Origin of the sequence: Nocardia sp. 2TAF39 (genome assembly GCF_052114905.1) — a bacterium.
Lineage (GTDB): Bacteria > Actinomycetota > Actinomycetes > Mycobacteriales > Mycobacteriaceae > Nocardia.
Genome location: NZ_JBFRFQ010000016.1, coordinates 106,315 through 118,586 on the forward strand (window position 1 = coordinate 106,315; position 12,272 = coordinate 118,586).

The 12,272-nt window shown below is 67.2% G+C and carries 14 protein-coding genes; 9 read left to right on the forward strand and 5 right to left on the reverse strand.

The features are described from left to right. The first annotated feature begins 84 nt into the window (after positions 1-84). From pruA to AB4Z47_RS13290, 5 genes are all read left to right on the forward strand, one after another. Entirely contained in the window at positions 85-1,722 is a 1,638-nt protein-coding gene (gene pruA / locus AB4Z47_RS13270; protein WP_441950712.1) for an L-glutamate gamma-semialdehyde dehydrogenase, read from the forward strand. Then, on the forward strand, positions 1,722-2,681 hold the full coding sequence (locus AB4Z47_RS13275; RefSeq protein ID WP_441950714.1) for a proline dehydrogenase family protein: 960 nt from the start codon (positions 1,722-1,724) through the stop codon (positions 2,679-2,681). The genes pruA and AB4Z47_RS13275 overlap by 1 nt, the downstream gene beginning before the upstream one ends. A gap of 165 nt (positions 2,682-2,846) precedes the next feature. Continuing rightward, complete coding sequence (locus tag AB4Z47_RS13280) at positions 2,847-4,301, forward strand: amino acid permease (protein ID WP_441950716.1); 1,455 nt, start codon at positions 2,847-2,849, stop codon at positions 4,299-4,301. Positions 4,302-4,482: 181 nt separating this feature from the next. Continuing rightward, positions 4,483-5,925, forward strand: a complete 1,443-nt coding sequence (locus AB4Z47_RS13285) for an amidase (protein WP_441950718.1) — start codon at positions 4,483-4,485, stop codon at positions 5,923-5,925. A gap of 58 nt (positions 5,926-5,983) precedes the next feature. Then, positions 5,984-6,496, forward strand: a complete 513-nt coding sequence (locus AB4Z47_RS13290) for an Lrp/AsnC family transcriptional regulator (protein WP_441950719.1) — start codon at positions 5,984-5,986, stop codon at positions 6,494-6,496. 22 nt (positions 6,497-6,518) lie between these two features. Here AB4Z47_RS13290 and ald read toward each other — a convergent pair whose 3' ends face one another. The 3 genes from ald to AB4Z47_RS13305 form a co-directional block, all read right to left on the reverse strand. Beyond that, a complete protein-coding gene (gene ald / locus AB4Z47_RS13295) occupies positions 6,519-7,625 on the reverse strand; it encodes an alanine dehydrogenase (RefSeq protein WP_441950720.1) in 1,107 nt (368 codons plus the stop codon). A gap of 140 nt (positions 7,626-7,765) precedes the next feature. Further along, positions 7,766-7,966 (reverse strand): hypothetical protein, encoded by a 201-nt coding sequence (locus AB4Z47_RS13300; RefSeq protein WP_441950722.1) that lies wholly within the window; start codon positions 7,964-7,966, stop codon positions 7,766-7,768. A 77-nt stretch (positions 7,967-8,043) separates the two neighbouring features. Further along, the gene (locus AB4Z47_RS13305) at positions 8,044-8,451 is read right to left on the reverse strand and encodes a TIGR03668 family PPOX class F420-dependent oxidoreductase (protein WP_441950741.1); all 408 of its coding nucleotides are present in this window, start codon (positions 8,449-8,451) and stop codon (positions 8,044-8,046) included. Between the two features lie 400 nt (positions 8,452-8,851). On the opposite strand from AB4Z47_RS13305, the gene AB4Z47_RS13310 reads away from it, so the two are divergent. Continuing rightward, positions 8,852-9,268 (forward strand): hypothetical protein, encoded by a 417-nt coding sequence (locus AB4Z47_RS13310; RefSeq protein ID WP_441950724.1) that lies wholly within the window; start codon positions 8,852-8,854, stop codon positions 9,266-9,268. Here AB4Z47_RS13310 and AB4Z47_RS13315 read toward each other — a convergent pair. After that, positions 9,259-9,570, reverse strand: coding sequence for an MBL fold metallo-hydrolase (locus tag AB4Z47_RS13315; protein ID WP_441950725.1), 312 nt, complete (start codon positions 9,568-9,570; stop codon positions 9,259-9,261). The genes AB4Z47_RS13310 and AB4Z47_RS13315 overlap by 10 nt on opposite strands. A gap of 59 nt (positions 9,571-9,629) precedes the next feature. Between AB4Z47_RS13315 and AB4Z47_RS13320 the strand changes: the two genes are divergently transcribed. The 3 genes from AB4Z47_RS13320 to AB4Z47_RS13330 all read left to right on the forward strand — a co-directional run bounded on the left by AB4Z47_RS13320 (position 9,630) and on the right by AB4Z47_RS13330 (position 11,356). Further along, entirely contained in the window at positions 9,630-10,028 is a 399-nt protein-coding gene (locus tag AB4Z47_RS13320) for an NUDIX hydrolase (RefSeq protein ID WP_441950727.1), read from the forward strand. Between the two features lie 78 nt (positions 10,029-10,106). Beyond that, positions 10,107-10,481, forward strand: coding sequence for a MerR family transcriptional regulator (locus AB4Z47_RS13325; RefSeq protein ID WP_441950729.1), 375 nt, complete (start codon positions 10,107-10,109; stop codon positions 10,479-10,481). After that, a complete protein-coding gene (locus tag AB4Z47_RS13330; RefSeq protein ID WP_441950731.1) occupies positions 10,478-11,356 on the forward strand; it encodes a TIGR03619 family F420-dependent LLM class oxidoreductase in 879 nt (292 codons plus the stop codon). The genes AB4Z47_RS13325 and AB4Z47_RS13330 overlap by 4 nt, the downstream gene beginning before the upstream one ends. Positions 11,357-11,366: 10 nt before the next feature. On the opposite strand, the gene AB4Z47_RS13335 is transcribed toward AB4Z47_RS13330, so the two are convergent. Beyond that, positions 11,367-11,867 carry a flavin reductase family protein gene (locus AB4Z47_RS13335; protein ID WP_441950733.1) on the reverse strand — a complete coding sequence of 167 codons (501 nt, stop codon included), beginning with the start codon at positions 11,865-11,867 and terminating at the stop codon, positions 11,367-11,369. Positions 11,868-12,272: the final 405 nt, after the last annotated feature.

Here is a 12,272-nt window from a genome sequence, read left to right on the forward strand (position 1 = left end):
TTTGTCCGACTGGCTCATTCTCCGGGCAGTTTTCCGGTGTTGACTTCGGCTTACCGCAAAATCACCTACCCAGCAGGAGGAACCATGGACGCCATCGTGTCCACACCCCAGCCGGTCAACGAGCCGGTCGGCACATTCGCCCCGGGCAGTGCGGAACGCGAACGGTTGCAGGCGAAGCTCACCGAGCTCAGCGCGTCGCCGACCGGGGTCCATCATGTCATCGGCGGCGAACACCGGCGCGGATCCGGCGAGCAGATCCGCGTGGTGCAGCCGCACCGGCACGCCGCCGTACTCGGCACGCTCACCACCGCCGAGCCGCGCGACGTGGCGGATGCCATCACGGCCGCCACCGCCGCGGCGCCGGGCTGGCAGGCACTTCCGTTCGAGGACCGTGCCGCGGTCTTCCTCCGCGCCGCGGACCTGCTGGCCGGACCGTGGCGCGAAACCATCGCCGCCGCGACGATGTTGGGCCAGTCCAAGACGGCCTACCAGGCCGAGATCGACACCCCGTGCGAGCTGGTCGACTTCTGGCGCTTCAACGTCCACTTCGCTCGCCGAATCCTGCAGGACCAGCCGATTTCGACACCTGGCGTGTGGAACAAGGTGGAGTACCGGCCGCTCGAGGGTTTCGTCTACGCGATCACCCCGTTCAACTTCTCCGCGATCGCGGGCAATCTCCCCACCGCGCCCGCGCTGATGGGCAACACCGTCGTATGGAAGCCCGCCGTGACCCAATCGGTCGCGGCGTACTGGACGATGAAGCTGCTGGAGGCGGCGGGGCTGCCGCCCGGTGTGATCAACATGGTGCACGGCGCCGGTCCCTCGGTGTCCGACGTGGCACTCACCGATCGCCGCCTCGCCGGTATCCACTTCACCGGATCGACCGCGACATTTCAGCATCTGTGGCGCACGGTAGCGGCGAGTATCGCCGACTACGACAGCTATCCGCGCCTGGTCGGCGAGACCGGCGGCAAGGACTTCGTCGTGGCGCACAGCTCCGCCGATCCCGACGTGCTGACCACGGCACTGATCCGCGGCGCCTTCGACTACCAGGGCCAGAAGTGCTCAGCCGCCTCCCGCACGTTCATCCCGAGGTCGATGTGGGCAAGGATGGGCCGCGAGTTCGTCGACAAGGTCGCCGCCCTCAGCTATGGCGACGTCACCGACTTCACCCACTTCGGCGGTGCGCTCATCGACAAGCGCGCCTTCGACAAGAACGCCGACGCCCTGGCACGCGCCAAGGCGACTCCGAGCCTGACGATCGCTGCGGGCGGCCACGCCGACGACAGCGTCGGCTACTTCGTCGAGCCCACCATCCTGCTCGGTGACGACCCTGCCGACGAGGCATTCCGCACCGAGTACTTCGGCCCGATCCTAGCCGTGCACGTCTACGACGACTCCGTCCCCGGATCGTTCGAGTCCACACTCGACCTGATCGACAAGGGCTCGCGCTACGGCCTGACCGGCGCGATCATCGCCGACGACCGCACGGCCATCGCCACCGCCACCGACCGGCTGCGGTTCGCGGCCGGCAACTTCTACGTCAACGACAAACCCACCGGCGCGGTCGTCGGGCAACAGCCCTTCGGCGGGTCGCGCGCTTCCGGCACCAACGACAAGGCGGGGTCGGCACAGAACCTGCTGCGCTGGACCTCCGCTCGCACGATCAAGGAAACGTTCGTCCCCGCGACCGACCACCACTACCCGCACCAGGAGCTCTGATGGCATTCTCCGGACTGCTCCGTCCCGCCGTGCTGGCGGCCGCACGCTCCCCACGCATGGAGCGCACGATCAGCCGCATGCCGACCACCAAGAAGCTGGTGGACCGCTTCGTCGCGGGCGAGACCGAGGATCAGGCGGTGGCCGCGACCGCCGCGCTCCTCGGATCCGACCGCTGCGTGACCATCGACTATCTCGGCGAGGACACCACCGACCTCGACCAAGCCCGCGTCACCGTCGCGCACTATCTGCGGCTCTTGTCCGCGTTGGCCGAACTGCCCGCCGCGGCGGCAGGGACCGCGCGACCGCTGGAGGTGTCCCTCAAACTGTCCGCGCTGGGCCAGGCACTCCCCCACGACGGGCACGCCATAGCTCGTGAGCACGCCCATCAGATCTGCACCGCCGCGACAGTCGCGGGGGTTTGGGTCACCATCGACGCGGAGGACCACACCACCACCGACTCGACGCTGTCGATCGTGCGCGAGCTGCGCACGGATTTCCCATGGTTGGGCACGGTGTTGCAGGCCTACTTGAAACGCACCGAGGACGACTGCCGGGAATTCGCCGGCCCCGGCTCGCGAATCCGGTTGTGCAAGGGCGCCTATCGCGAACCCGCCGCGGTGGCCTATCAGGGCCGTTCCGCAATCGACGACTCGTATCTACGCTGTCTGCGCATCCTGATGGACGGCGACGGCTATCCGATGGTCGCCACGCACGACCCGGCGCTCATCGATGCTGCGCTGCGCTGCGTCCGCGAAACCGGGCGCACGCATGACGCTTTCGAGTTCCAGATGCTGCACGGCATCCGCGACGCCGAACAGCGGCGCCTGGTCGGTGCGGGACACATGCTGCGCGTCTACGTCCCCTACGGCGACCAGTGGTACGGCTACTTCATGCGGAGGTTGGCCGAGCGTCCGGCCAATGTCGCGTTCTTCCTGCGCTCCTTCGGTCGCGACCGCTGAGCCGGGCGCATCCGAGCCGCGCCGTCCGGGTGGACAAGGCCGCTGAAATTTATTTGTCCGACTAACCGATCACAGCGCGGCTGTGATCGTATTTAGCTAGTCACAGCTCGAAATGTGATCTGCGTTACGGCACCGCCGGGTACCGCAGAGGACGAAAGGATACACATGTCCATCGCGGAGTTGCGCACCCAAATGTTGCGCCGCAAACCCCTCGGCGAGGTCGAGGACGAATCCGGCCCTGCCGATGAGCAGCTGTCCCGATCGCTCGGCCTGTGGCAGCTCACCGCGATCGGCGTCGGCGGGATCATCGGCGCGGGCATCTTCACGCTGGCCGGTTCGGTCGCGCACTCCGTGACCGGCCCCTCCGTGCTCATCTCGTTCCTCATCGCGGGCGTCGCCAGCGCCGCGGCGGCACTGTGTTACGCCGAGTTCGCCGGGATGGTCCCCAAGGCCGGGTCCGCGTACACCTACGGTTACGTGTCGCTCGGCGAGATCGCGGGCTGGTTCATCGGCTGGGATCTGCTGCTGGAGTACATCGCGGTCGCCGCGGTGGTCGCCATCGGCGTGTCCGGGTACTTCCGGTTCCTGCTCGGCCAGGTCGACATCACCCTGCCGGACTGGATGATGGGCGCCTCCGGCACGGGCGACGGCCACGTGGTCGACGTGTTCGCCATGCTGTTCTGTCTCGGCACGGCGTGGTTGCTGTCGCGGGGCATCAGGAGCGTCGGCCGGTTCGAGACCGTCGCGGTCGGCATCAAGGTCGCCTTGGTCGTGCTCATCATCGTGTTGGGCGTCTTCCACATCGACAGCTCCAACTACACGCCGTACTTCCCGTTCGGCGCCGGCGCGGTGTGGACCGGCGCGGCCACGGTCTTCTTCGCCGTTTTCGGCTACGACGCGATGAGCACCGCCGCCGAGGAATCCACCGACGGCAAGAAGCACCTGCCCAAGGCGATCATCTACTCGCTTGCCATCGCCATGGTGCTGTACGTGCTGGCCACCCTGGTGCTGACCGGCATGCAGAAGTACACCGAGATCAGCCCGACCAGCGGTTTCTCCACCGCGTTCGAGTCGGTCGGGCAGCCCGGCGTCGCGAACATCATCGCGATCGGCGCCATCGTCGGCATCGTCACCGTGGTGCTCACCTTCATGCTCGGCGTCACCCGCGTCTGGTTCGCCATGAGCCGCGACGGGCTGCTGCCGGAATGGTTCGCCAAGACCCATCCGGTCCGGAAGGTGCCCACCCGGGTGACCTGGATCGTCGGTATCGGAGCGGCGCTGATGGCCGGGTTGCTCGACATCACGGTCGTCGCCGAGCTGACCAACATCGGCATTTTGATGGCCTTCATCGTCGTGTCCGTCGCGGTGATGGTCCTGCGACGCACCCGGCCCGACGAGCCGCGCGAGTTCCGGCTGCCGTTCATGCCGGTCGTCCCGCTGGTCGGCATCGGGTTCTCGGTGTACCTGATCTGGTCGCTGCCGTGGCAGACCTGGGCGCGCTTCGTGGTCTGGCTGGTCGTCGGCCTGATCGTCTACTTCACCTACTCGCGCACCCACTCCAAGCTGGCAGGCACCGACTCCGCCGGGACGGCAAGCATGCCGAACCTCGAGCTGCCCTGACGACGCCACTACCGGATCGGTTGCGGATCGAAGCAATTTGCTTGCGGTTTGAACCACATGACCGATCGAAGAGTATCCATTGCACAACGGTCGCTCGACTACATACGGTCGAGGTGTGAGCATCGGCAGTGCGACGCCTCGGCCACGGCGGCCCGGAACGGGCCGAGAGGAGCGATAGCGCATGGATCTCCAGGAAGTCGTCGCATCGGGCGTACTCGAACAGCGTGAGCTGTTGGAGCAGGGGGTCGTCTCGGCACAGCAGCTCGTCGAGGCGACTCTCGACGGGATCGACGCCGCCGCGGAGCTCGGCGCGTTCACCCGAGTGCTCCGGGATGAAGCCAGGGCCGACGCGATCGAGCGTGACCGGGAGCGTGCGGCGGGCGGCGCGGTGGGTCCGCTACACGGAATCCCGATCGCGATCAAGGACGAGTTCGACGTGGCCGGCGTGGTGACCACGTACGGCACCAGGGCGAACTCGACCCCTGCCGCAGCGGATGCCGAGGTGGTCCGCAGGCTGCGCGCGGCGGGGGCGGTGATCGTCGGCAAGACCGCGATGCCGGAATTCGGGCAGTGGCCGTTCACCGAGTCCAGCACCTTCGGTGTGACCCGCAATCCGTGGGATACGACGCGCTCCACCGGCGGGTCCAGTGGCGGTTCCGCCGCGGCGGTGGCGGCCGGGCTCGTTCCCGCGGCGCTCGGCGGCGACGGCGGCGGCTCGATCCGCATCCCGGCCGCGTGCTGCGGGTTGTTCGGACTGAAACCGCAACGTGGGCGGGTGCCGAACGCGCCGAACGAGCACCTGTGGTGGGCGTTGGGTGTCGCGGGGCCGCTGACTCGCGGCGTGCTCGATGCCGCGATCGTCTACGACGTCATCCGCGGCAACGCGCCGAGCGACCGATTCCAGGCTTCCGAACCGGTGATGTCGTTCGAGGCGGCGGCCCGCAAGGCGGCGCAACCGCTGCGGATCGGCTACAGCATGAAAACGCCCATGCCGCCGCTGGTGAAAACGGATCCGCTGCAGGCCCGCGCGGTTCGCGACACCGCGAAGCTCCTTGCGGAACTGGGGCATACGGTGGTCGAGATCGACCCTGACTACCCGAATTCGACGGGCGCCTTCTTCCCCCAGTTCTTCGGCGGCGTACGAGCCGAGATAGCCGAAGTGGACCATCCGGAACGGCTCGAACGCCGGACCAAGCAAACGGTCGCGCTCGGCGCATGGGCTCGGCGGCCCGTCGTCGAATGGGCGATCCGGCAAGGAGAATCCTCGGCGCGCAAGGTCGATCGGATCTTCACCGAGTGCGATCTGCTGCTCACCCCGACCATCGCGATCCGCCCACCCAGACTCGGCGTCCTCGACGGAGCGAACACAGTGGGCGCCCAGCTCGCCTCCCTCCCGATGGTCGCTTACACCGCCCTGTGGAACGTCACCGGCAATCCTGCGGCCGCCCTGCCCGCGGGCGTCGGCGACGATGGGCTTCCCCTGTCGGTTCAACTGGTCGGGCCCGCGAACGGCGAGACGACAATCCTCACGGTGGCGGCGCAGGTGGAGCAGGCGCGTCCGCATCCGCGTCCGGGCAGCGCGACCCGCTTCCCGAGACACGAGCAACCCGGCCGCCGTTCATAGCCGAAGAATCTTCATCGAGACCGGCTGCATGGCGAACCAGATTCGGTACCGTCGGGTCATGCGCAAGACCGACTCAACACGCGGCCCGGTCGCGCCCGGCCACCCGCCGTCGGGCGCTCCGATCGACGACATCGACCGGATCCTGCTCGACCAGCTCGCGCGGGACGGGCGCATGACGAACAACGCGCTCGCCGCGGCCGCCGGCATCGCACCCTCCACCTGCCTCGGGCGGGTGCGAGCGCTGGTGGAGCGCGGCGTCATTCGCGGATTCCACGCCGACATCGACCCGGCTGCGCTCGGCCGCAACCTGCAAGCCATGGTCGCGGTGCGCCTGCACGCGAGCGCGCGCAGGCAGCTCGCCGAGTTCGGGCAGCGCATGTCGGCGCTCGATGAGGTGCTCAACGTGTATTTCATCGCGGGCGCCGACGACTACCTCATTCATGTCGCCACCGCCAACACCGACGAGCTGCGGGTATTCGTCCTGAATCACCTCAGCGCCCATCCGGCAGTCGCCTCGACCGAAACGATCCTTATCTTCGAGCACATGCGCCCGCGTTCGGGATCTACATAACGGACGCATCGCTGGCGAACCGTTACGCGGCCAGGCTTTCCGTCACGTAACCGTGCGCCTGCGCCACCGACTCCGACAACAGCGCTCCGCGATGGGTGCTCAGCCCTGCGGCGAGACCCGGATCGGCCGCCACCGCATCGCGCCAACCGCGTTCGGCGAGCGAGACCACGTACGGCAGCGTGGCATTGGTGAGCGCAACGGTCGAGGTGTTGGGGACCGCACCGGGCATATTGGCGACGCAGTAGAACACCGACTCGTGGACCCGGTAGGTCGGTTCCGCGTGCGTGGTCGGCCGTGAGTCCGCGAAGCACCCGCCCTGGTCGATCGCGATATCGACCAGCACGGAGCCCGGCTTCATCTGCCCGACGAGGTCGTGGGACACCAGGGTCGGCGCCTTGGCACCCGGCACCAGCACCGCGCCGATCACCAGGTCCGCCTCGCGAACCGCGGTATCCACCTCGAGCTTGTTCGACATGATGGTCCGCACCTGGCCGCGGTACTGCACGTCGATCTCGCGTAGGCGCGCGATGTTCAGATCCAGCACGGTGACATCGGCGCGCATGCCGTGCGCGACGGCGATCGCGTTCCCGCCCGCGACGCCCGCGCCGAGCACGGCGACCTTGGCGGGCCTGGTGCCGGGCACGCCGCCCATCAGCACGCCGCGCCCGCCGCCGCTGCGCATCAGGTGGTAGGCGCCGGCTTGTGCGGCCAACCGGCCCGCGACCTCGCTCATCGGCGCGAGCAGCGGCAGGGAGCCGTCGCGTCCGGTCACGGTTTCGTAGGCGATCGCGGTGCTGCCGGAGCTCAGCAATGCGTCGGTGCACTCCTTGGACGCGGCCAGGTGCAGGTAGGTGAACAGCACCTGGTTCTCGCGCAGCCGCCCGTACTCTTCGGCCACCGGCTCCTTCACCTTGAGCACCAGATCAGCGGTTCCCCAGACTTCGTCGGCGGTGTCCAGTACCCGCGCACCCGCGACGGTGTACGCCTCGTCCTCGAAGGCCGAGCCGCGCCCGGCGCCCGTCTCCAGGTACACCTCGTGCCCGCGCGACACGAGCTCGTGCACGCCGGCCGGCGTGCACGCCACGCGGTACTCGTGATTCTTGACCTCGGCGGGGATTCCGATTTTCACCTGCACTCCTGATCGTCGATGGACGGCTGCCGATGATCCGTACGAAAGGAATCACCGCTCGTCAGAAGTATGAATATTCTGCACCATCTCGACTAGTCTGATGAAAATAATTCTATTGGTGAGCGCCTTAGAATTCAAATTCACGGTCTACGCCCATTTTCGGCCCAATTGTCCGCAACATCTTCGGCATCCGCCGCGCAAGCGAGCTGACGACGGACGATCAGTAGCAACCCGCTCCCGTCCGGAACAGCGGCGCACCGCGCCGCGATCGGGTCGACATCGCCGAGATCATCGCGCGGTTCGCGGACCTGATCGAAACCGCCGACCTGGGCACCTGGCACCTGGCACCTGGCACCTGGCACCTGGCACCTGGCACCTGGCACCTGACACCTGGCACCTGGCACCTGGCACCGAATGCTCAGCGCGCCCGCCATCCAGACCATCGCGCGACATCGATGCTGATCACAGGCCCTGGCGGTGGCTGGGCGGTGTAGTCCGGATAGCGTGCGGCCAATCGCCGTTTCGCCGTCTCCGCCTCGGCCGGGTCCGCGATGCGGGCGGCGCCGTCGGCACGTGCCCACCACAGTTGATTCCAGTCGTCGCTGTAGAAGTCGACGAGCGCGGCGACCGCCGGGTTGGCCTCGATATTCGCGAGCCGTCGCAGCTGCATCGTCGTCTTCGGCTTGGCGTCGATGCTGGTGTAGATGATGTCGCCGACCACGACGAACACGATCGGAACCACATGCGGGCGCACCGAGGCCGAGACAGTTGCCAGCCGCGCGACGGGACTGTCCGCGAACCGCCCGCGCGCCTCCTCGGAACTCAGTCGCACTCGCACCTCCTCGAATTCGCTGGGTAGGCCCGCCGTGCCCCGGGTCGACGCTCGAACTCCGACCGACCCGGAATTCGCGACACGGACGGTGCTTCCACGCTAGTAGCTCAGTGCTCAGGCAATCAGAAAGGCCCCGATCCGTGTGCCGACACGCCGTTGCGCGACGGCATGTCGACCGCGGCGCCGCCGTCTCGTCACCGCCGCGGCCCGAAACATTTGACGCAGCCCATGATTTCGACTGCCACAATCCCGACAAAACCGGGGGTCGAGTACGTTCCGCCCCCTAGTTAACCGGACATTTGCCACGAAATCACGGCGACCGCAGTCTCCCACGCTACGGTCGAGTCAATGTTCGACCCGTCAACAGGCGATACCGCCAGAAGGTGAGGCGCTCGTGGACATCGATGTCACAACCCGATTGAATCTTGCATTCGAGATGTGGGAGCGTGCGCACGGGCGCCCGCTGGCCGACGAGACGGTCGCGGGATGGATGACCGCGGCCGGGTACAACATGTCCCCCGGCTATCTGGCGCGCCTTCGCCGCGGGCAGGCCACCACGCTCCCGGAGCGAACCCGCACCGGACTCGCCCATGTCTTCGGCCTCGATCCCGGCTATTTCGCCTGTGACCCCGGCCTCGACCAGGCCGAAGACGCAGAAGTGATCGCGCACCTGGACAATTCGTCCCTGCGCCGCCTCGGCCAAGCTGTGACAGGCACCTCCATGCGCACCCTGCTCTACTTGGAGTCTGTCGCCGACGTCCTACGCCGCGCCGACGGTCTACCTCCGTGCGAACACACCGCTCAACTCTGATCGAACAGCCGGTCGGGTCTCCTCCGGCCCGAGGACGGGCACCGACGTCCGAACAACCCCGAGACCAGGCGCGCACCGTGCCGAGACCGCCGGACAGCGGCGGCGGCGCCACGGAGGACATCACCGTGGCCGACGCAGATCGTGTCGACATCCAGCTCGGCGAACCGGAGCACAGCGCGCTCCACGGCGACGCTGTCGATGTTGAAGACTCCCGGCATGGTGGCACCGCGAGCGTTAGCCAGCATGTCGCCCGTGAACAGCACCCGGTGCCCCGGCAGATGCAGTGCGTTCCAGAACAGCAATCGGCAGCCGGCTGAAAACCGGTTGGCGCCCGGCTTCGACCGCTCAGTACAGTGAGCCGGTGATTCGCACCGCGGCGTTGGCCCACGTCCGGGATCGTCGCCTGCTGCAGGCGCGATCGGTCGGCAAGGACGTCTTCTACATGGCAGGCGGAAAGATCGACCCCGGCGAAACCCCCGTAGCGGCACTGCACCGGGAAGTGCGCGAAGAACTGGGTGTCGGCGTCGCGTCCTTCGATGAGCTGGGGGTGTTTCTCGCCGAAGCGTACGGCCATACCCCCGGCACCCGCCTGCACATGACCTGTTTCACCGCGGAACTCGACGGTGAACCTCAACCGACCAGCGAAATCGCCGAACTGCGCTACTTCACCGTCAGCGAATACGCCGCGATGGACCACGTCGCCCCCGGCTCGATGATGGTGTTCCGCAGGCTGCACGAACTCGGCTCGGTGGATTGGTAGTCGCGAGAAGGCTTCGGCTTGCCTTGACGTCGGCGAGAAGGTTTAGCGTTGCCGTGAGGTTCGGGTCGAGGAGGATGAATGCGGATCGGTGAACTGGCGCAGCGGACGGGCACCAGTACCCGCGCCTTGCGCTACTACGAGGAGCACGGCCTGGTGCAGCCGCAGCGCGCCGCCAACGGATACCGCTCCTACGACGAGGCGGAGCTGCTGGTCGTGCGGAAGATACGGGCACTGCTCGGCGAGGGCTTAGACCTCGACGACATCCGCCCGTTCGTCGCCTGCCTTCGGGCGGGCAATGGTTCCGGTGACATCTGCCCGGACTCGGTTTCCACCTTGCGGCGCAAACTGGCCGAGGTCGACTCCTACATCGAGCGGCTGGAGACCGTTCGACATCGGTTGCACGGCCGACTCGCCGCGGCGTGCGAATACGACAGGATCGAGGATCTGCAGTGAAGTTCGCGGTCAGCTACAGCACGCCGTTCTTCGGCGCCGATCCCGACCGGCTGATCGACTACGCCCAGCATGCCGAGCGCTGTGGCTTCGAGGCCCTCTACCTGCCGGAGCACATCGCGCTGTACCCCGGCGCGACGATCGGACCCATGGAAATCACGCCGTCGCTGCCCTATGCCGACCCGCTCGACGCACTGAGTTTCGTGGCCGCCGCGACGAACAGGATCCTGCTCGGAACGGCGGTGCTGCTGTTGCCCTATCACCACCCGGTAGTCCTGGCCAAGCGCCTGGCGACCATCGATGTGCTGTCCAAGGGACGGATGCGGTTGCTCACGGTGGGGCTAGGCACCCTGCCCGGCGAGGCTCGGGCGGCAGGCGTGGATTTCGGCACCCGCGGCCGTCGTGCCGACGAGGCCATCGACGTGCTGCGCCTGCTGTGGTCAGGCGGCGCTGACGGCGTGAGCTTCAATGGCGAGTTCTTCCACTTCGAGAACCTCTGCAGTTTCCCCAAACCCGCTGGGTGCGAGCAGTTGCCGATCCATGTGGGCGGATCGAGCCGGGCCGCCGCCCGGCGCGCCGGCTTCCGCGGCGACGGCTATTTTCCCGGCGGCATGCTCGGACCGGTGGAACGCGACAGCCAGCTGGAGATCGCCCGCTCCGCGGCCGCCGCGGCCGGCCGAAGCATCGAGACGTTCGAGTACACCCGCTGGGGATCGATCGATATGCCACTCGAACGCGTCGAAAGTCTTGCCGCGCAGGGCGTCACCCGAATCGTGGTGAGCGCCAGCACGGCTGATCCGGAAGTTGCTCGCGACGAGCTGTCGGCCTTCGCCGAACGCTTCGGACTCTCAACCGCGTCGGCCGGTCAGCAGCGATAGGCGGTCCGTCTCACACCGGGTGGCCCGCGCTCAAGCGGGCTACCGCGTGATAGCGCAGTGTCTCGGCCGGGTGTCGGGGCGCCGCGCCGTCCTCCGGCTCGAGCAGCACCCCGACGTGGTCGCCGAAGTCGTGTCGTTCGAGAATTCGGGCGCTGAACCAGCTGGGCACCGTGCCGAGCACCGGCACACCGCCGGGGCCGACGTGCCAGTCGCAGTGCACGAACTTGTCGATATCGTCACCGGTTTCCCCGCCGAAGAGCCGGGCCAGCGAGAGCTGCTCGCTGCCGAGCACATGCACGGCCAGCCGCTCGGCACGCTCCGCGACCCGGTAGGTGTGGTTGCGTTTGGACAGGCCGACCAGGAATCGGCGCGGCTCGATACTCACCTGCGTCGTGAAACCGACGAGACATCCGGCGCGCCGACCACCGGCCTGGACGGTGACCACCAGCATGGGATAGTCCGCCGCCGCGACTACCGCGTCGAACACGGCGGTCCGGTCTTCGGTAGCCATCGGTCCTCCCAGCATGATGCGACGTCTTCCCCGGATGCCCGCGCGATCGCCGGGCAAACGTGCCGGACCGAGCACTACTTACCCTACAGCCATGGCGGGAAATCGTCTGAGACGGCCACGCCGAGGAGGGAGTGAGGGGCCCGTGAGACGACTGGCGTAGATCAGGACGTTCGGATCTACTTCTGGTGGATCATAGTCGAGCACAACACATTCCGCGTGCACCTTCGCGACAATCTCCACGTTCGTCCAGCACTACTGTGTCGGTCCCGAAATTTTCGCCATATATTTCGCTAGGGAGTCGAGGATTTCCTCGGCTGTTTTGCGCCAGACGAAGGGTTTGGGGTTCTCGTTCCAGTTGGTGATCCAGGCGCGGACGTCTTTCTCCAGCGCGGCAACGCTTTTGTG

What these genes read in the sequence shown, in the direction of transcription:
- AB4Z47_RS13285 (WP_441950718.1), top strand. Translation starts at nt 4,483, where the DNA reads ATGGATCTCCAGGAAGTCGTCGCATCGGGCGTACTCGAACAGCGTGAG.
- AB4Z47_RS13275 (WP_441950714.1), top strand. Translation starts at nt 1,722, where the DNA reads ATGGCATTCTCCGGACTGCTCCGTCCCGCCGTGCTGGCGGCCGCACGC.
- pruA (WP_441950712.1), top strand. Translation starts at nt 85, where the DNA reads ATGGACGCCATCGTGTCCACACCCCAGCCGGTCAACGAGCCGGTCGGC.
- AB4Z47_RS13280 (WP_441950716.1), top strand. Translation starts at nt 2,847, where the DNA reads ATGTCCATCGCGGAGTTGCGCACCCAAATGTTGCGCCGCAAACCCCTC.
- AB4Z47_RS13335 (WP_441950733.1), bottom strand. Translation starts at nt 11,867, where the DNA reads ATGGCTACCGAAGACCGGACCGCCGTGTTCGACGCGGTAGTCGCGGCG.
- AB4Z47_RS13290 (WP_441950719.1), top strand. Translation starts at nt 5,984, where the DNA reads ATGCGCAAGACCGACTCAACACGCGGCCCGGTCGCGCCCGGCCACCCG.
- AB4Z47_RS13325 (WP_441950729.1), top strand. Translation starts at nt 10,107, where the DNA reads ATGCGGATCGGTGAACTGGCGCAGCGGACGGGCACCAGTACCCGCGCC.